Here is an 18,543-nt window from a genome sequence, read left to right on the forward strand (position 1 = left end):
ATACTTGAAATATATTGTCTATTGAGTTTATTGGGCGTTACCCAAAAAAAGGGTCGCGCTTTCCGTTATATCTTTTCTCTCGTTCCTCAAAAAAGGATGCCACTGCAATCGCTAACGCATAAAAAGGTATACTTAGGCAATTGAAAATTATCTTCAACTATTAATTACAAAATAACTTTTTAAGAAAATTAATCTGACTCTTACTTGATTCGTTAAATAATTCACTAGGATATTCTAATAGACCAAAATGACCACCATCAAGTTCTATTATTTCTTTTGGCTGGCTAATTTTATCAAAAACCGCTTTAGAAATTATATCGCTTGCTCCCTCCATTTCGTCATTTGTTGCAATAACCAATAATACAGGAACTTTTAAAAATCCTGCGGCAATTCCTCTATGATAGTTTTTTGGAGCATTTATAAAAGTTGCAAAAGAAATACTGTTTTGCCAATTGGTATTAAACCTTCCTCCGTATTCTATAAACCAACGATATGCAGTAAGCTCTTTAAGTGCCGAAACCATATGCCCTTGATTTGGAGACACAACAGCTATTACATCAGTTTCATTTTTATCTAAATTTTTTAAATTTTCATTTAAAAGGATTTCTTTAATGCTTTTCATCATTTCATCTGCCCTTTCAAATGGAATTGGATCATCACCAAAAGCTGGAACTTGAGCAATAATTGCTACTATCCTTTCATCAATAGCTGCAACAGTTAAAACTTCAGCACCACTCATACTGTCCCCCCAAAGTACAATTTTGTCTTTATCAATATGAGTGATGGTTTGTGCAAAATTTATAGCATCAATATATCCTCTGCATTGTTCCCAATAATTGAGTTCTTGCCTTGGTTTGCCTTCACTAATACCAAAATTTTTATGATCATATAGTAAAACAGCATATCCTGCATTATAAAATTCTTCTGCATATTTATCTGCAACCATACCATTAATAGTGGATGAAAAACCATGAGCCATAATTACCAAAGGATATTCTATGCTATCGCTTTTTGGTATATACAACCTTCCTCTTAACAAGACGCCTTGAGAAGGAAATTCTACATTCTTACAAGCCATTTATTTTATTTTTACTATAATGAAATTATTCCTAATAATAAATACAGCTAGAAATCCTATCATAACATTCAAGAGAGTATCTTCAATAGAACTTAAGTCGTCTTACAAATTATTAATATTGATGTTTATCATTTGCTTTTTATAAAAGGAATAAGCATTGGCACTTCCTTTTGATAAGTTTCATATTTTTCACCAATTGATTTACGTAAATCTTTTTCTTCTAAAAACTTTATAGCAATTAAAATATAAAGTGTTGTAATCACAGCAAACATGAGGTGTCCTACTGTCATTACAGGTGTTGCCCAAAAGGCAATTATGAATCCTAACATAATTGGATGTCTAATAATTTTGTACAAATAGTTGGTTTGAAATTTCGGGTTTTCTGTTTGTTTATTTTTTAGATTATTAAAAATTTGTGCTAAACCAAAAAGCTCAAAATGATTAATCATAAATGTAGAAAGCAGTACAATTAACCACCCCAAGAAAAACACTCCAATAAGTATAAATGCAATAATTTGGTTTTCAACGTCCCAAACTACAGTTGTTAAAGGCTGCCAATATAAGTAAAGCAAAATAAGTGCTAAGCTTGATAATAAAACATAAGTACTCCTTTCTATTGCAGGTGAAATTATTGAAGTAAACCATTTTTTAAATGCTGGTCTTGCCATCAAACTATGTTGTATTGCAAATACACTCAATAAAATAATATTGATAATTATAGCTTTAGATAATGAAGTTTCAACTCCAGAGTCTATTGTTTTTGGCACATACATATTCCCTACAAATCCTATTGCATAAAGAAATGCAATAAGGAAAATAATGTAAGCCAATGCTCCATAAATTAAGATGATAATTTTTTTCATTTCTTTTAGTTTTTTTATGATAAAGTAAAAGTCTACTAAAAGAAATAATATGGCTTTGCTAAAAAATCCTAATAATGTGTTTTAAAGTCCAAAATAAACATATTAATCATTTGTGTGTTTTATTCTAAATTGATTCGGAGATAATTTAAATTTTCCTTTGAAGGATTTTATAAAATGGGAATTATTGATAAACCCGCTTTCATAACATATTTGATTCACATTTAAATCTGACTCTAATAAAAGCTTCTTTGCATAATCTAGACGTTTTTCTTTTATCCATCTAAAAGGTGTCGTACTAAATTGCTTGCTAAAATTTCTTTTAAACACAGACAAGCTTAGACCACATAGTTTAGCAAAATCTTCTATTGTTAAATTATATTGAAAGTTATTAAGCATCGTCTCTTCAATATCAATTTTCAAGTATTTAACTGTTGGATTCTTAAGTTGACTAACTTTCTTTACAGGTCTTATTCCTGTAATAAATTCCTCAACTTCTACTAATACAGAATAGGAATCACCTACCCAAAAACAATGATCATTTCCTTGTAGTTCTACAAGTTTTGAATTTGAAATGCGTTCTGCTAAATATTTAGCCTCTTCAAATTTAACGTCTATATCGTCTTTTCTATGAAGAATTAATGAAGGAACTTTAATGGTGTTTAAAATATTTGTTATGTCTGATTCGGTATTCATCACAGCAAGTGCAAGTGCTGCTTCAGGACTTGCCGATGAGCGTAAGTAGCTTGCGAACCAATTATAATATTCCTTATCATTAGCCGCAGAAGGCATAATCCATTCTAATCCTATTTTTTGAGCATTACCCCATTCTTTTTTTATAGCATCGTAGAAAACTTTTCGTTCCTCGGGTTTAGGCGCCCAAGGGTAATCTATAGAATATTTTCTTTTCGCAAAAGCACCAAAAGTTATTAAAGAAATTGATAGTTCTGGATAGGTGGCTGCAAAAAGACTTGCAATTGTTCCACCTTCAGAATGACCAAAAATGACTGTTTTTTTACTTCCCACAGCATGCATTACACTCAAAATATCATCCATTCGTTCTTCAAGTGTGCATGTTGGATTCACTCTATCTGAAAGACCTGTTCCTCTTTTATCAAACAATATGAGTCTTGAAAATCTTGTAAGTTGATTAAGAAAATCTCCAATTTTAGAATCTATCCACATCATATCAATATTAGAAACCCAACCAGGTACAAAAATAAGGTCTACCTTACCTTCACCAACAACTTGATAAGCTATATTAATACCTTTGTTTTTAGCATATTTGGTAATTGGTTTCATGGTTTGTAAAAACTATATATTTTCATTCTAAAACTTTTGGACATCATACTCATTTCTAGATAAAAATTTGCAATGTTTATTTATCAAGTATTGAACTAAGTTATCATTTTTTTAACAAATTCAAGTTTGTTTTTATTACTAACTACAACAAACAAATAATACTATATTTGAGTATGCTTTTAAACCCAGCTTTTTTTAAACTATATAAAACGCCTTTATTATTGGCTTTTAGTAGCATACTTTTTTATATCTCGTTTGCTTACGATTTACTGCGTACAGACTATGTAAAACTAGTGTCGCTCTATGTAACTTTGTTTTTTTTATTTTATAAGTTGGTACAAATATTTAAACACAATATTAAACTACTTACTTATTTAGCATTTGGGTTTAGAGCTATTTTTATACTTGCTATTCCAAACTTATCGCAAGATTTTTACCGTTTTATTTGGGATGGACGACTAATTCTTGAAGGTTTAAATCCTTATTTGTTTAATGTAGAATCTTTTATAAGTAGTGGTGAATTTCCAATAGCTCAATCCCAAGAATTATACGCTGGTATGGGTACTTTAAATGCGAGCCATTTTAGTAATTATCCGCCAATGAATCAATTATGTTTTATTATTGCTGCTTTATTTACTGGTAAAAGTATTATAGGTTCGGTAATAGTAATGCGCTTACTTATTATCACTGCCGATTTTGGAACCTTACATTTTGGCAAAAAACTGTTAGAAAAATTAAACTTACCTGTTCACAACATTTTTTGGTACATTTTAAACCCATTTATTATTATAGAACTTACTGGCAACCTTCATTTTGAAGGCGTTATGATTTTCTTTCTAATATGGAGTTTATATTTACTGCATATAGGTAAATGGCAATTTGCAGCGGTGATTTTAGCGTTATCGATTTCTGTTAAGTTAATTCCTTTACTATTTTTGCCTTTGTTTTTTCAGTGGTTTACTAAAGAAAAACAATCAGTTAAAACATGGGTTCCTGACTTCACAGGAATACCAAAACTGATTTTATTTTATGTTATTGTTGGTATAATAACGCTCTTGCTTTTTGCTCCTTTTTATGCCTCAGAATTTATTGAAAACTATATAAACACTACAAGTCTATGGTTTAAAAATTTTCAATTTAATGCTAGTTTATTTTACATTGCAAAAGCCATTGGATATTCTCATGGTGGTTACAACGAAATTGTTAGGATTGGAAAAACAATACCTTATATTGTTATTTTGTTTGTTTTAATCATCAGCTTTTTCAGAAAAAACAAAACCACAGTTCAACTTATTACCGCCATGTTATTGGTGATTTCGTTTTACTATTTTACAGCTACAACGGTGCACCCTTGGTATATTGCTACACTTTTAATTTTATCAGTTTTTACTAAAAATAAGTTTCCATTGGTGTGGAGTTTTGTAATTATGCTTAGTTATCTCGCTTATTTGAACATTAACAAGGCCGATAAATCTGAAAACCTGTGGGTTATTGCTTTAGAGTATGTAATTGTTTATGGTGTTTTTATTTGGGAAGTTTTTATAAAAAAGGCTTCCAAAATGGAAGCCTAAATTTATAGTAAAATGAATATCTGAAAGAAATTTATAATTTTTCTAATTTAGAAATGATATTAACCTCTTCCTCTTCTTCATAACCATCACTATCTATAGTAACTTCAACTTCTGTAGTATAAGTAACTTTAAATTTTGCTCCAACTAAATCATCTGAATTTAAATCGAATGCTTTTAATATATCTTCTTCAATTTGTTGAAACGTTAAAGTATGTTCATCACCGTCTTCATTTTTTGTTATAAAATTATAACCATAATCTTCATGTCCATCATAAACAGCATTTATAACTTTTGCGTCTTGAACATGATATTCAATAGTATTGAAAATAGGTGCATTTTTAAAACTTGTTAATGTAAAAACCGACAAAACAAGACCACTTAACATGAATAAAAATTTTGTTTTCATTTTGATAATATTTAAAATTAAATTGAAATAATTTATCGGAAATCAATCTACCACAAGTCCGATTTACTTACAAAGACTTAACCCTTTAAGCCATTAGTAGTGTGCAAGTTAAAAATAATATATTTTTCTGCTTTTTTAAATTAAATTAATAAGTTTTGCTATAAATAAATCAATAACTTCAATAACAATAAGGATGATAATTATCCATTCTAAACGGCTACTTTCCTTATGGTCCATAATATCTTTAAAGAGCTCTAAATTCTCTTTAATTATTTCTATTCTATCGTGAATTAATCGATATCTATCTTTTAAATCAAAAGTGTTTTTTAAATCTTGATTAAGCCTATTTAATTGTTCGTTATCCCAAGTAATTTCTGGTGAATCAAAAATATATAAGTTCTCCGAAATCTTGTTTTTGATGTTAAAAATCTTTCCAATAAAACGTTTTAATTTATTGCCCGAAATATCTAGTTTCCCATTTTCTTCAAGATATGAAGTATGATTATTGGTTTCAATAAGTAAATCTTCGGTGATTTCAGAATACCTATCTAAAGCAACAGATTGTGATATATTTAACATAACCAATCTTATCATTTCCTTATGTAAAGTTGGTAAAATTACTGTATCAAACTGAACTTTAAGTGAGTTTGGTTTTATGAAAACCTCAACAGAGTCTGAAAGTTTTTCAGAAAAATAATTTGAGCAAAAGGGCTGTAATATTTTTAGAGTTGCTTCAATTTCGGTAGTAATCATGTTAAAAAAACAAACCATACCGTATTGAAATATATAAATATACTTTTGTTCTGAACTCGTATAATAAAGTTCGTCGCTATTTTGAAACACTAATTGCCATGGCAATTCCTGTTTACTAGATTTTATATTAATAGCACTAGCTACTTGGTAAGCAACTACAGAGTACATTATGAATTAAAAATATCTTTTGATTTTTTAAAACTCTTAAATTCTAACATATAATCATTGGGATCTTTTATAAAAAAAGAAGTGTGTTCTCCCATTTTATCTTTTAAAAATGTGCTTTCTGTTACTACATTTAAACTTTGCTCTTTGAGTTTAGCATAAATACTATTCCATGTTTTTAAATCGAGAATTATTCCAAAATGAAAAGACGGCAAAATTTTACCTTCAAATACATAATTAGGATTGTTAAAATGGAATTTTCCCGCCTTTATAAATGTTATTTGGTGCCCAAATAAATTTATATCAACCCAATTTTGTGTTGTTCTTCCTAAGGAAGCACCAATATTAATGTAAAAGCCTTTTGTCTCCTTGACACCGATACAAGGTAACGACATGTGAAACGAGGTTTGCATAGTGCATAAATTAAATTGGTTTTAAGCTTTCTACTCTGTAAATAACATCGTCACCATCTTCATCTTCAACAAATGTTATTCTGAATTCTTGATCTATTAAACTTTTATCGTTTTTTAAATCGAATTGTTTTAAAACTCTAGGATGAACGTCTTCAAAAACTAATTCTTCCCCGTTTTCAAACCAAAACTTATAGTAACCGTTTTTGCAGGACTTAAAAACAGCTTTTCTCATAATACTAATATTTGTTTATTCGTTATCGTCGTCGTCTGTATCTTCATCAACCACATCTGGATCTTGTACTGCATCTGGATCATCTCCAGCAAAATCTTCATAATCATCCTCATCATAATTCTCCATAGTAACTGCAAGTTTAGTACTTACTTTCACCAAATACTTGGTGTCTTTAGTAGTTACCTCTACAGCTTCAATAATTTCATTGTGCTGATTTTTAAAAGATATTATTTGGTCATCATCATAACCATCTGGATATCTATCAACTAAAAGGGCTAAAATTTCCGGGGTTAGTTTCTTGAAATCTACAATAACACGTTTTAAATTATCGTTTCCTTTTTTCATTTATTTGGGTAAAAATTGATTTGTTATATGTTTTAAAGATAATTATTTATGGTTATTTTACACGAATAACATCATAAAAATCTTTTCTTCTGTCTTTTAAATTTTTAACTGCTCCAAATGAGTGGAGTTCTCTTAGTAAACTTAAATCTACATCTGCAACTAATATCATTTCTGTATTTGGTGTTGCTTCTGCTTTTATACCATTACTTGGAAATGAAAAATCGCATGGTGTAAATACGGCAGATTGTGCATATTGGATGTCCATATTATTTACATTTGGTAAATTACCAACACTTCCTGATATCGCTACATAACATTCATTTTCTATAGCACGCGCTTGAGCACATAAACGAACACGTGAATAGCCGTTTTGAGTATCTGTTAAAAATGGTATAAATAATATATCCATACCTTCATCAGCAAGTAAACGAGATAATTCTGGAAACTCTGAATCGTAACAAATTAAAATTCCTATTTTACCACAATCTGTATCAAATGTTTGCAATTTATTTCCACGTTGCATGCCCCAAACTTTAGCCTCATCTGGTGTTACATGTATTTTTTCATAGCGCTCACTGCTTCCATCTCTTTTGCATAAATAACCTACGTTATATAACTTATCTCCAACCACTTCTGGCATACTACCAGAAATAATATTTATGTTATACGAGATAGATAACTGCTTTAGTTTATTTACTATTGTCTCGGTAAATTTTGCTAGCTCTCTAATCGCTTCTGGTTCATGCATATGATTGAACTCTGCCATTAAAGGGGCATTAAAAAACTCTGGGAATACTGCAAAATCTGATCGGTAAGCAGATACACTATCAATAAAATATTCTACCTGCTGCATTAATTCGTCTAAGCTTTTATACGTTCGCATTTGCCATTGTATAAGACCTAGTCTAACTACTGTTTTTATAGTGCTTGCTTTTTTGTTGGGTTTGGTATAATATATATTATCCCATTCCATTAAAACCGCATATTCATTTGATGCTGTGTCGCCTTCTAAATAATTCTTTAAAACACGTACAGGATGAAAATCGTTAGAAATTTGAAAATTTAAAACAGGATCATGAATTTCCTTACGTTTTACTTTTTCAATATATTCTTTAGGTGAAAATTCTTTATGCTTATGATAATTTGGCATTCTACCTCCAAACATGATACTTTTTAAGTTTAACGTTTCGCAAATTTCTTTTCTATAATCATAAAGACGTCTACCTAAACGTAAGCCTCTATATTCTGGTTTTATAAACACATCAATACCATATAATACATCGCCTTCAGAATCGTGATTTTTAAAAGATTCTCCAGAAATAATATCATTATAGGTATGGTTATCATCAATTTTATCATAATCTACAATAAGTGATAATGCACAACCTGCTAAATTTCCATCAATTTTAATAACCACTTGACCTTCTGGGAACATGGTTGTTAATTTTTGTATATGATGCTTTTTCCAATACGAATCAAGCACACCTCCATAAGACTCTAATGTTGCTGCTTTTAATTCCTCAAAATCATCAACAGTTAAGTACTTAAGTTCTATATTTTCAATTTTTTTTGCGTCCATGGTTATTGCCCTAATAAATAAGCAAAAATTAATGGCGCCACAATAGTAGCGTCACTTTCTATTATAAATTTTGGGGTATTAATATCTAATTTACCCCAAGTTATTTTCTCGTTTGGTACTGCACCAGAATACGACCCGTAACTTGTTGTTGAATCACTAATCTGACAAAAATAACTCCAGAATGGTGTATCTGTACGTTCCATATCTTGATATAACATAGGTACTACACATATTGGAAAATCTCCAGCAATTCCTCCTCCTATTTGGAAGAAACCGATTCCATTTTTTGAATTATCTGTATACCAGTCTGCTAAAAATGTCATGTATTCTATTCCAGATTTCATGGTACTTGCTTTTAATTCGCCTTTAAGCACGTAACTTGCAAAAATGTTACCCATTGTACTATCTTCCCAACCTGGGCATACTATTGGTAAATTTTTTTCTGCAGCAGCATACATCCATGAATCTTTTAAATCTATTTCGTAATACTCTTCTAAAACTCCAGACAACAACATTTTATACATATACTCATGCGGCAAATAGCGTTCTCCTTTAGCTTCAGCATCTTTCCAAATTTTATGAATATGTGTTTGTAAACGTCTAAACGCCTCATGTTCTGGAATACAAGTATCAGTAACACGGTTTAAACCTTTTTCTAACAAATCCCATTCTTCTTGAGGTGTTAAATCGCGATAATTTGGCACACGCTTATAATGTGAATGTGCTACCAAATTCATAATATCTTCTTCTAAATTCGCTCCTGTACAAGATATAATTTGCACTTTATCTTGGCGAATCATTTCTGCAAAACTCTTACCTAGTTCTGCAGTACTCATTGCTCCTGCAAGAGATACTAGCATTTTTGCACCAGAATCTAACTGAGCTTCATACCCTTTTGCTGCATCAACTAATGCTGCTGCATTAAAGTGTAAATAATGTTTTTCTATAAATTGTGAAATTGGTCCTTTAGTATTCATCTTCGTCGCTAAATTTAGAAGCGTTAGTTTTTTGTTTTGAATTATCGTAAGTATTATCGTATTCGTTGTCTATGGCTTCGTCCATAAATTTATAACTTAACATCTTATAATACAATTTTGCAGCTAAAAAATCGGATGATTTTTCTTTTGAATTTGGGCAGAGCTCAACAATGTCAAATCCTACCACATTTTTTTCTTCAAATACTTGTTTTAGAAACTCTAAAGTTTCATACCACAATAAGCCGCCTGGTTCTGGTGTTCCTGTACTTGGCATAATAGAAGGATCTAAAGCATCCAAATCAAAAGTGATAAACACATTATCCGTCATTTGATCGATTGCTGAATCCATCCAAGTATCATCAACCGCCATATCATGTGCAAAATAGGTTTTCTCTTCGTCCATTACAGTTTTTTCCATAATATCCATAGAACGAATCCCTACTTGAATTAAATTAGTGTTTTGACTTGCTTCATAAACCGCACAAGCATGATTACATTTAGAACCATCATATTCTTTACGCAAGTCTGCATGCGCATCAATATGCAACACGGTTAAACTTGGAAACATTTCGTTAAAAGCACGAATGGTTCCTATAGAAATAGAATGCTCGCCACCAAAAATGGTTACAAACTTGTTTTTCTTGATGTACTTTTTAGTAACTTGATGTACCGCATCAATCATAGCTTCTGGTGATGTGTTTTCGGTTACTGCATCAGCTAAAAACACACCTTGTTGATACACTTCTGTACCTGTTTCAATATCGTAATATTCCATGTTTTCTGAAGCTTCTAAAAAAGCCTTTGGCCCTTTATCTGCTCCTTTTTGCCATGTACTTGTACCATCGTAAGGCACAGGAATTAATACAATTTTAGCACTTTCCAGTTTTGCGAACTCTTCTGGAATTCCTGCGTAAGTATTATTCATAACCTAAAATCTTAAGTAAGTCTTCACTTTTTTGTTGTTCACTAAATAATTCTGTTGTGATGTTTCCATCTTCATCTCTATCAATTAATATATGTTTTGGTGACGGAATTAAACAGTGTTGTAAGCCACCAAAACCACCAATAGTTTCTTGGTATGCACCTGTATTAAAAAAGCCAATATATAATGGTTTTTCTTTATTGTACTTTGGTAAATAAATAGCATTCATGTGCTGCTCGCTATTATAATAATCATCACTATCGCAAGTTAAACCACCTAATAATACACGTTCGTAACTATCTTGCCACCTGTTTATTGGCAACATAACAAATCGTTTATTTATAGCCCAAGTATCTGGCAATGTTGTGATAAATGATGAGTTAATCATATTCCATTTTTCACGATCGTTTTGTTGTTTTTGATAAAGTACTTCGTAAATAGCACCACCACTTTCTCCTACTGTAAAGCTACCAAATTCGGTAAAAATATTAGGCACATCTACCTCTTCTTCTTCACAAACCGTTTTTATCTGGTGTATGATTTCATCAACCATATATTCATAATCAAAATCAAATACTAATGAATTTTTAATTGGAAATCCACCACCAATATTTAGACTGTCTAAAGTTGGACAAATCTTTTTAAGACTTGTATAAACCTTTAAACATTTTGATAATTCATTCCAATAATATGCATTATCTCGAATACCTGTATTAATAAAAAAGTGAAGCATTTTAAGTTTAACCTTTTTATCATTTTGAATTTGATTTTTATAAAATGGTACAATATTTTTATAGCCAATTCCTAAACGCGATGTATAAAACTCAAACTTTGGTTCTTCTTCTGAGGCTATACGAATACCTATATTGAATTTGCCTTTTATTTCTTGAGACAATAATTCAATTTCCTCGTAATTATCAATTATTGGAATAGCATTTTTATGCCCGCTGTTAATTAATCTAGCAATATTAGTAACATATTGTGCACGCTTAAAACCATTACTAATAACAAAAGTTTCATTAGTAATTTTACCAGCTGCTTTTAAATTTTCAACAATATCAATATCAAAAGCCGATGACGTTTCAATATGTATATCGTTTTTTAAAGCTTCATTTAAAACATGTTTAAAATGTGAACTTTTTGTGCAGTAACAATAGTTGTATTTACCTTTATAATCATTTTTTTCAATAGCATCTGCAAACCATTTTTTTGCACGATTAATATTGTTTGAAATTTGTGGTAAATATGTAAATTTTAATGGAGACCCGTAGGTTTCAACCAGCTTCATAAGGTCTATGCCGTGAAACTCTAATGTTTTATTATTTAAATTGAATTCTTCTTGTGGGAAATCAAAAGTTTGATTGATTAAATCAATATACTTAGTATTCATTTATTTTTTTTAAAAAGTTAAAGATGTAATTTGTAGGTTAACTACAGGTTAAGATAGTAAAAAATAAACAATATCAAATACGAATTTGACTCTGTGTTGTAGGCACAAAGGCATATTCATGCTGGATCGCATAAATGGGTGATACTGAAGTAAGCTTTAAAATTCGGTCACTTAATCTGTAAGCTGCTTTTGAATATAACTTCCTATTTTTCAAAAGCCCGAACATAGAAACAGGTTTCAATTTGTTCAGCTAAAAAACAGTGCAAATGAAATACAAAATTTTTAATTACACCCTTTTTTTTTATTTTTTTTTTGAACTGCCACATCCCTTGTTATGGCTCTATTCTATGAATAAATTATCAAGCTTATTTTTTTTAGAAACCAATGAATTAGTAATCAAAAATATTTACTACTTTTAGTATATTAATTCCACTAAATGAAGCACAATATAAAATCTATAAGAGCTTTTTTTGGCGCAAAAGATTATAATCTTTCACGCCAATTTTATTTAGATTTTGGTTTTGAAGAATTTAAAACCTCATTTAAAATGTCATATTTTAAAAGTGGCGATTTCGGATTTTATTTACAAGATTCTTATGTAAAAAAATGGGTTGATAATTCTATGATTTTCCTTGAAGTTGATAATGCAGAAGAACATCTAGCTGAAATTAAAAAACTAAATCTTACTTCTAAATATAAAATGGTAAGAATATCAGAAATACATTATAACGATTGGGGAAATGAATATTTTGTTCACGACCCTTCTGGTGTTTTATGGCATATTGGAGCCTTTAAAAACTAATTAAAGCATCTTCAACGTATTCAACTCTAGCTCGGTTAAATGTTTCCAACTACCACGTGGAATATCTTTTTTTGTTAAATGCCCAATAGCAACACAATCTAAACTTACAATTTCGTAGTTAATGTATTCAAAGATAGTACGTATAATGGTGTTTCCTGTGTTCTTAATTTTTAAACCAATTTCTTTTTTTGAAGTACCATCAATATAACTAATCTCTTCTACAGAAAACAACTTTCCTTCTATTTTTAAACCTGCTTGAATTTTTTTTAAGTCTTCAAGTTTTAAGTTTTTATCAAGTTCTATATGAAATAAACGTGCAACTCCATTTTTAGAATTTGTGAATTTATCGTGTATTTGCTCATCATTTGTAAATAGTAATAATCCTTTAGAGTTTCTTCCTAAACGACCAATAGGTTTTATACGAGACGATGTTGCATTAGCCACTAAATCCATTACCGTTCTTCCTTTACCTTCGCTTGTTGTAGTTGCAAAACCTTTTGGCTTATTAAGTAAAACATAAGCTTTTTTCTCTGGGTTTATTCGTGCACCATCATATCGTACCTCATCACCTGGTTTTACCTTATACCCCATTTCTATAATCACTTTTCCGTTTACAGAAACTAAACCTGTTGCAATATGTACATCTGCCTCTCTTCGAGAACACATACCAGAATTTGCAACATATTTGTTTAATCTAATTTCATCTGGATTAGATTTTTTTGGTGAAGTTTGTTTAGTTGTACTAGAAGGTTTTGTAAATCCTCCTTGATTTTTTATAGGCGCATTTCCGCGTGCAGAACTATTACTACGAGTATTATTACTACCTCGTCCTGAAGTTTTTCCTTTTCCTTTACTACCTTGATGCCTGTTCATTACTTTTATTTTTTTGCAAATATACTCTTTAAATTTACGAAATGCGATTTTAGATTTACGATTTAAATACGATTTAAAATAACACTTACATCTATTAGTAAAATACTAAAAACACCAGTTAAAATAATAAATTTAAGGATGTTATGTAATATCAAATAATGTGTTTTTGTTTTAGATTTCCAAAGGATTACCAAAAACACGACTAGTAGAACAGTACTTCCATAAAAAAAGTTATTCATATGGCCTACATCAAATTTATATAACAATAAATAAGTAGGGATGATTGTTAAAACCGACAATGCTGTTAGCATTATTTTCGAAACTTTCTGCCCATAAACTATTGGAATGGTTTTGTAGTTTTGAAGCAAATCGCCTTTCATGTTTTCTAAATCTTTTGTGAGTTCCCGCATAGAAATTATTAAAAACAAGAATATAGCGTGTACAAAAATAACTGTTTCAAAATTTTTATAATATAAGAAAATGGCAAAAAATGGTGTTATAGTTAAAACTGCCGATGTTAAGTTTCCTATAAAAGGCATCCTTTTAAGTTTGTGAGAATAAAACCAAATAGCAAAAATGTATATTGAAAAAAATACCACAGCATTAAAAGACACATAACTTGCCATAACAACTGCCGTAAAATTTAGTACAAAATAAAATGACAGTTTTGTATTTTGACTTACTAACTTATCTAACCTAGACTTAATAGGTTTATTAATTAGATCTTTTTCTGAATCGTAAAAATTATTAATAATATATCCACCTGCAATAGTTGCTGAAGATGCCAATACTAACATAAATAAATTAACATCAAATAAAACTTGTTTTAAAGGCTTATCGTGTGCTAATATGTAAATAGATGTTAAATATTGCGCTATTACAACAATGAGAATATTGTAACCCCTTACCACAGAAAACATACTAAAAAACTTAAGTAGAATATGTTTCTGTCTTCTTGAAAGCATGAAAACTAAATATTAATGAGGTTCTAAATCAAGTTAAGAATGACTAGTAATATTAAAAGTTATAAACGACTTCTAATTTATAATCTGCAAGTGATTGTTTTGCTTTTTCAATATCTTCAGTAAACCCAAGAATATAACCACCGCCACCAGAACCACAAAGTTTTAAGTAATACTCGTTAGTGTCTATGCCTTTTTTCCAAAGCTCATGAAATTGCTGAGGAATCATAGGTTTAAAATGATTTAAAACTACTTTAGATAGTTGTTTTGTATTTTTAAATAACGACTTTATATTACCTGTTAAGAAATCTTCAACACAAGCATCCGTATGTTTTATAAATTGTGTTTTGAGCATTTTACGAAAACCTTCTTTTTTCATGTTTTCCATAAAAATACTTACCATTGGCGCCGTTTCTCCAATAATTCCACTATCTAATAAAAATACCGCCCCTTTACCATTTTGTTGTGCAGGAATTCCTGTGGCCTCAATATTATCTTTTGAATTTATAAGAATTGGTATGCTTAAATAACTATTTAAAGGATCTAACCCTGAAGATTTACCATGAAAAAACGATTCCATTTCAGAGAAAATCGCCTTTAACTTTAAAAGTTTTTCACGCGTTAAATTCTCTAAAACCGTAATTTTATCTTGTGCATATTTATCGTAAATAGCTGCAACTAAAGCGCCACTACTACCAACGCCGTAACCTTGTGGAATAGAAGAATCAAAGTACATACCTTTGTTTACATCTTCTTTTAAAATATCAAAATCAAAAGTCACTAATTTTTCATCAATATTTTCTAAATAATCAACAAAACGTTTTAAACTTTGGTTAGATTTTATAGCACTTTCTGAAGGGTTTTCATCTTTCTTTAAAGCACCATTATAGAAATTATAAGGTATAGATAAACCTTTAGAATCTTTAATGATTCCGTACTCACCAAAAAGTAGTATTTTAGAATAAAATAGAGGTCCTTTCATTTATTTAAATTGATTCGGAGTTATAAAGTTACAATTGTTTTGCACCAAAACCAATTTTGTCGCAAATATAATGTCCATTTTGGCAATATGCAACTAATTCATTCTTAATGAATTTCAAAACAGTTTCAGCTTCATTTTCTGGATATAACACGTGTACATTAGCACCAGCATCTAATGTAAAACATACTTTTGAGTCTGTATTTTGTCTAAATTTCCAAATTTTATTGATGATTTCAAGCGTATTAGGTTTCATTAAAATGAAATACGGCATACTACTCATCATCATCGCGTGTAGCGTTAATGCTTCACTTTCTACTAAAGCGATAAAAGTATCCAAATCCCCCTCTTTTAAAATACTAATTAGATTAGATAGATTTTGATTTGCTTGTTTAAAACGCTCTTGTGCAAAAGGATGACCATGCATTAAATTATGACCAACGGTACTGCTTACCTGCTTTTCGCCTTTATCAACTAATAAAATAGTGTCTTGATAATTTTTAAAATTTCCATGAACTTCATAAGGATATTTTACTCCAAATAAATCTGAGCTCCCTTCAATTTCTTCATGTTTTCCCCAAACTACTAAATCCCCTTCAAGACTTCTGCATGCACTCCCAGAACCTAATCGTGCTAAAAATGATGCTTTTTTGATGAAAAATTCGTCTGAAATACTTTGATTAAATTCTCTTTCAATACTCATTAAACACAAAGCTAAAGCACTCATTCCTGATGCCGATGATGCTATACCTGAACTGTGTGGAAACGTGTTTGATGTTTCAATTCTAAAATTAAAGTCTTTTAAAAAAGGCAAATAGATTACTATTCGTTTGAAAAATGTTTCAATTTTTGGCTTGAAATCGTCCTTCTTTTCATCATCTAAAAACACATCAAAAGAAAAATCATCATTGGTTTCCTTTTTAGAAAAACTTAGTTTGGTAACTGTTTTACAATTGTTAAGGGTAAAACTAATGGATGGGTTTTCCGGAATTTGATGTTCCTTTTTTCCCCAATATTTTACTAAAGCAATATTACTTGGCGATGACCATGTAAAACTTCCTCTTTTAATAGTTTTTGAATATGATTTGGGAATAAAATCTCTTTCTATCATTATTTAATTTTCTGCAGACAAAGATAATAATTTCACCATTGTATTGTAATTTCTTGCAGTGGCAAATGTATTAAGCTTTCTTTCGAAAAAATTTGCATTGAATTTTGCTTGACCATAACCCTTTTCACAGAAGAAATAAATACAATCCTTAATAATCTCATACTCCTCGTCTTCATATATTTTTTCGGAAGCTTCTTTTACTAACTCAGATTCTGGAGTGTCATGCAACATCATAAAATAACTGGCTTTCTTTTTTTCTTCTGAAAATGGAGAATCATCAAAAATACGTTTTAATTTCTCTCTTGTTTTTACTAATACAGACACTTCAAAACCAAAATGATCTAAAATAGCTTTCATAATAGTTTCTTCTATTTTTTGAATACTTTTTTCATTAGATTCAAAAACCACATTACCACTTTGAATATAGGTTTGTACATTTTGAAACCCACATTTTGTTAAATATTCACGTAATTCTGCCATTGGCACTTTTTTATGCCCTCCTACATTAATACCTTTTAATAATGCGATAAAAGTGTTCATTTATTTTGAAATATTTTTAGCAGCAATGTAGGCGCTTGTCCAAGCATTTTGAAAATTAAATCCGCCTGTAACAGCATCTACATTCAAAACTTCACCCGCAAAATACAAGTTTTCATGTAACTTACTTTCAAAGGTTTTAAAATTCACTTCTTTTAAATTAATGCCGCCAGCGGTTACAAACTCTTCTTTAAAAGTGCTTTTTCCCTCTACATTAAAAATAGCGGATGTTAGTTGGTTTGACAAATCTTCTAGTTGATTTTTATTTAAATCGGCCCAACGGGTTACCATATTCATATTAGATGCCAATACTAACTTATGCCAAAGGCGTTTTGGTAAATCAAATTGTGTAGATTTAAACACCGCTTTTTTTGCTAAATCGTGTTTTAAAACTTTTAAAATAGCTAAACAATCTTCAAAAGACTTTCTTATAAAATTAATTTCTATTTGAAATTTATAATCTCGTTTTGCTAGCTCTAATGCTCCAAAAGCTGAAAGTTTTAAAATGGATGGAGCGCTCATTCCCCAATGTGTTATTAGTAAAGGGCCTTCACTCCATAAATTAGTTTCTAAAACTTTTACCTCAACATTTAAAGCGACTACACCAGGAATATCTTGTATGCGCTCGTCTGTTATATTAAATGTGAAAAGTGATGGTACTGGTTGTGAAATGGTGTGTCCTAATTCTTCTAAAAGCTTCCAAATTTTTGGATTACTTCCCGTTGCAACAAGTATTTTTTTTGATAAGAAATCACTTTGACTCGTTTCAATTTTATAAAAAAGGGCTTCTTTTTTAATCGTTTTAACCGAGTGATTCATTAATATTTCAACACCATGCTTTTTGGCTTCATTTAAAAAACAGTCGATAATAGTTTGAGAAGAATTTGTAATAGGAAACATGCGTCCATCGTCTTCAATTTTCAACTCTACACCTCTTTTTTCAAACCATTCAATAGTATCACCTGTCATAAATTCATGAAAAGGTCCCAATAACTCTTTTTCGCCACGCGGATAGTTTACCACTAATTCTTTAGGAATAAATTCGGCATGCGTAACATTACAACGTCCACCACCAGAGACTTTAACTTTAGTAAGCACTTCTTTTCCTCGCTCTAAAATAGCTACTTTTAATTCTGGATTTTGTTCTGCAACATTAATAGCAGCGAAAAAACCTGCTGCTCCTCCCCCAATAATTACAACATCGTATTCTATCATTTTATATCAATCATTATTGTTTTTCAATAAATTTTTAGGACAAATTTAAGAGTAATCATTTTATATTCTCT

20 protein-coding genes are annotated in these 18,543 nt (G+C 30.1%); 2 read left to right on the forward strand and 18 right to left on the reverse strand.

Annotated elements, in window-relative coordinates; genetic code table 11:
* Positions 1-160: 160 nt before the first annotated feature.
* From BT151_RS01005 to BT151_RS01015, 3 genes are all read right to left on the reverse strand, one after another.
* The gene (locus BT151_RS01005; protein ID WP_072399759.1) at positions 161-1,078 is read right to left on the reverse strand and encodes an alpha/beta hydrolase; all 918 of its coding nucleotides are present in this window, start codon (positions 1,076-1,078) and stop codon (positions 161-163) included.
* A 128-nt stretch (positions 1,079-1,206) separates the two neighbouring features.
* Positions 1,207-1,941 (reverse strand): methanethiol S-methyltransferase, encoded by a 735-nt coding sequence (gene mddA / locus BT151_RS01010; RefSeq protein ID WP_072399761.1) that lies wholly within the window; start codon positions 1,939-1,941, stop codon positions 1,207-1,209.
* Positions 1,942-2,043: 102 nt separating this feature from the next.
* A complete protein-coding gene (locus BT151_RS01015) occupies positions 2,044-3,240 on the reverse strand; it encodes an alpha/beta fold hydrolase (RefSeq protein WP_072399763.1) in 1,197 nt (398 codons plus the stop codon).
* A 173-nt stretch (positions 3,241-3,413) separates the two neighbouring features.
* Between BT151_RS01015 and BT151_RS01020 the strand changes: the two genes are divergently transcribed.
* Positions 3,414-4,811, forward strand: coding sequence for an MptA/MptB family glycosyltransferase (locus BT151_RS01020; RefSeq protein WP_072399765.1), 1,398 nt, complete (start codon positions 3,414-3,416; stop codon positions 4,809-4,811).
* A 31-nt stretch (positions 4,812-4,842) separates the two neighbouring features.
* On the opposite strand, the gene BT151_RS01025 is transcribed toward BT151_RS01020, so the two are convergent.
* The 9 genes from BT151_RS01025 to BT151_RS01065 all read right to left on the reverse strand — a co-directional run bounded on the left by BT151_RS01025 (position 4,843) and on the right by BT151_RS01065 (position 11,993).
* Entirely contained in the window at positions 4,843-5,217 is a 375-nt protein-coding gene (locus tag BT151_RS01025; protein WP_072399767.1) for a hypothetical protein, read from the reverse strand.
* A gap of 135 nt (positions 5,218-5,352) precedes the next feature.
* Positions 5,353-6,138, reverse strand: coding sequence for an RMD1 family protein (locus BT151_RS01030; RefSeq protein ID WP_072399769.1), 786 nt, complete (start codon positions 6,136-6,138; stop codon positions 5,353-5,355).
* Positions 6,138-6,530, reverse strand: coding sequence for a VOC family protein (locus BT151_RS01035; protein WP_245794674.1), 393 nt, complete (start codon positions 6,528-6,530; stop codon positions 6,138-6,140). The genes BT151_RS01030 and BT151_RS01035 overlap by 1 nt, the downstream gene beginning before the upstream one ends.
* 28 nt (positions 6,531-6,558) lie before the next feature.
* Complete coding sequence (locus BT151_RS01040; protein ID WP_072399773.1) at positions 6,559-6,780, reverse strand: hypothetical protein; 222 nt, start codon at positions 6,778-6,780, stop codon at positions 6,559-6,561.
* Between the two features lie 15 nt (positions 6,781-6,795).
* Positions 6,796-7,125: a hypothetical protein gene (locus BT151_RS01045; protein WP_072399775.1), complete on the reverse strand. Its 330-nt coding sequence runs from the start codon at positions 7,123-7,125 to the stop codon at positions 6,796-6,798.
* Between the two features lie 52 nt (positions 7,126-7,177).
* The gene (locus BT151_RS01050; RefSeq protein ID WP_072399777.1) at positions 7,178-8,704 is read right to left on the reverse strand and encodes a bifunctional GNAT family N-acetyltransferase/carbon-nitrogen hydrolase family protein; all 1,527 of its coding nucleotides are present in this window, start codon (positions 8,702-8,704) and stop codon (positions 7,178-7,180) included.
* Positions 8,705-8,706: 2 nt separating this feature from the next.
* Positions 8,707-9,681, reverse strand: coding sequence for a deoxyhypusine synthase family protein (locus BT151_RS01055; protein ID WP_072399779.1), 975 nt, complete (start codon positions 9,679-9,681; stop codon positions 8,707-8,709).
* Positions 9,671-10,606, reverse strand: a complete 936-nt coding sequence (gene speB / locus BT151_RS01060) for an agmatinase (protein WP_072399780.1) — start codon at positions 10,604-10,606, stop codon at positions 9,671-9,673. The genes BT151_RS01055 and speB overlap by 11 nt, the downstream gene beginning before the upstream one ends.
* Positions 10,599-11,993: an arginine decarboxylase gene (locus BT151_RS01065; RefSeq protein ID WP_072399782.1), complete on the reverse strand. Its 1,395-nt coding sequence runs from the start codon at positions 11,991-11,993 to the stop codon at positions 10,599-10,601. Before BT151_RS01065 ends, speB begins: the two co-directional genes overlap by 8 nt.
* Before the next feature lie 436 nt (positions 11,994-12,429).
* Between BT151_RS01065 and BT151_RS01070 the strand changes: the two genes are divergently transcribed.
* Entirely contained in the window at positions 12,430-12,795 is a 366-nt protein-coding gene (locus BT151_RS01070) for a VOC family protein (RefSeq protein ID WP_072399784.1), read from the forward strand.
* Here the strand turns inward: BT151_RS01070 and BT151_RS01075 are convergent, their stop codons facing one another.
* The 6 genes from BT151_RS01075 to BT151_RS01100 all read right to left on the reverse strand — a co-directional run bounded on the left by BT151_RS01075 (position 12,796) and on the right by BT151_RS01100 (position 18,472).
* Positions 12,796-13,668, reverse strand: coding sequence for a pseudouridine synthase (locus BT151_RS01075; protein WP_072399786.1), 873 nt, complete (start codon positions 13,666-13,668; stop codon positions 12,796-12,798).
* Between the two features lie 62 nt (positions 13,669-13,730).
* A complete protein-coding gene (locus BT151_RS01080; protein ID WP_072399788.1) occupies positions 13,731-14,633 on the reverse strand; it encodes a geranylgeranylglycerol-phosphate geranylgeranyltransferase in 903 nt (300 codons plus the stop codon).
* A gap of 52 nt (positions 14,634-14,685) precedes the next feature.
* Positions 14,686-15,612, reverse strand: a complete 927-nt coding sequence (locus BT151_RS01085) for a mevalonate kinase family protein (RefSeq protein WP_072399790.1) — start codon at positions 15,610-15,612, stop codon at positions 14,686-14,688.
* A gap of 28 nt (positions 15,613-15,640) precedes the next feature.
* Positions 15,641-16,720, reverse strand: coding sequence for a diphosphomevalonate decarboxylase (gene mvaD / locus BT151_RS01090; protein ID WP_072399792.1), 1,080 nt, complete (start codon positions 16,718-16,720; stop codon positions 15,641-15,643).
* A gap of 3 nt (positions 16,721-16,723) precedes the next feature.
* Positions 16,724-17,260 carry a DUF1697 domain-containing protein gene (locus BT151_RS01095; RefSeq protein WP_072399794.1) on the reverse strand — a complete coding sequence of 179 codons (537 nt, stop codon included), beginning with the start codon at positions 17,258-17,260 and terminating at the stop codon, positions 16,724-16,726.
* On the reverse strand, positions 17,261-18,472 hold the full coding sequence (locus BT151_RS01100) for a BaiN/RdsA family NAD(P)/FAD-dependent oxidoreductase (RefSeq protein WP_072399796.1): 1,212 nt from the start codon (positions 18,470-18,472) through the stop codon (positions 17,261-17,263).
* Between the last annotated feature and the right edge of the window lie 71 nt (positions 18,473-18,543).

The sequence above is a fragment of the Flaviramulus basaltis genome, assembly GCF_900114265.1.
Lineage (GTDB): Bacteria > Bacteroidota > Bacteroidia > Flavobacteriales > Flavobacteriaceae > Flaviramulus > Flaviramulus basaltis.

Coding starts and splice junctions, on each gene's coding strand:
- BT151_RS01005 (WP_072399759.1), bottom strand. CDS start 1,078: ATGGCTTGTAAGAATGTAGAATTTCCTTCTCAAGGCGTCTTGTTAAGA.
- mddA (WP_072399761.1), bottom strand. CDS start 1,941: ATGAAAAAAATTATCATCTTAATTTATGGAGCATTGGCTTACATTATT.
- BT151_RS01015 (WP_072399763.1), bottom strand. CDS start 3,240: ATGAAACCAATTACCAAATATGCTAAAAACAAAGGTATTAATATAGCT.
- BT151_RS01020 (WP_072399765.1), top strand. CDS start 3,414: ATGCTTTTAAACCCAGCTTTTTTTAAACTATATAAAACGCCTTTATTA.
- BT151_RS01025 (WP_072399767.1), bottom strand. CDS start 5,217: ATGAAAACAAAATTTTTATTCATGTTAAGTGGTCTTGTTTTGTCGGTT.
- BT151_RS01030 (WP_072399769.1), bottom strand. CDS start 6,138: ATGTACTCTGTAGTTGCTTACCAAGTAGCTAGTGCTATTAATATAAAA.
- BT151_RS01035 (WP_245794674.1), bottom strand. CDS start 6,530: ATGTCGTTACCTTGTATCGGTGTCAAGGAGACAAAAGGCTTTTACATT.
- BT151_RS01040 (WP_072399773.1), bottom strand. CDS start 6,780: ATGAGAAAAGCTGTTTTTAAGTCCTGCAAAAACGGTTACTATAAGTTT.
- BT151_RS01045 (WP_072399775.1), bottom strand. CDS start 7,125: ATGAAAAAAGGAAACGATAATTTAAAACGTGTTATTGTAGATTTCAAG.
- BT151_RS01050 (WP_072399777.1), bottom strand. CDS start 8,704: ATGGACGCAAAAAAAATTGAAAATATAGAACTTAAGTACTTAACTGTT.
- BT151_RS01055 (WP_072399779.1), bottom strand. CDS start 9,681: ATGAATACTAAAGGACCAATTTCACAATTTATAGAAAAACATTATTTA.
- speB (WP_072399780.1), bottom strand. CDS start 10,606: ATGAATAATACTTACGCAGGAATTCCAGAAGAGTTCGCAAAACTGGAA.
- BT151_RS01065 (WP_072399782.1), bottom strand. CDS start 11,993: ATGAATACTAAGTATATTGATTTAATCAATCAAACTTTTGATTTCCCA.
- BT151_RS01070 (WP_072399784.1), top strand. CDS start 12,430: ATGAAGCACAATATAAAATCTATAAGAGCTTTTTTTGGCGCAAAAGAT.
- BT151_RS01075 (WP_072399786.1), bottom strand. CDS start 13,668: ATGAACAGGCATCAAGGTAGTAAAGGAAAAGGAAAAACTTCAGGACGA.
- BT151_RS01080 (WP_072399788.1), bottom strand. CDS start 14,633: ATGCTTTCAAGAAGACAGAAACATATTCTACTTAAGTTTTTTAGTATG.
- BT151_RS01085 (WP_072399790.1), bottom strand. CDS start 15,612: ATGAAAGGACCTCTATTTTATTCTAAAATACTACTTTTTGGTGAGTAC.
- mvaD (WP_072399792.1), bottom strand. CDS start 16,720: ATGATAGAAAGAGATTTTATTCCCAAATCATATTCAAAAACTATTAAA.
- BT151_RS01095 (WP_072399794.1), bottom strand. CDS start 17,260: ATGAACACTTTTATCGCATTATTAAAAGGTATTAATGTAGGAGGGCAT.
- BT151_RS01100 (WP_072399796.1), bottom strand. CDS start 18,472: ATGATAGAATACGATGTTGTAATTATTGGGGGAGGAGCAGCAGGTTTT.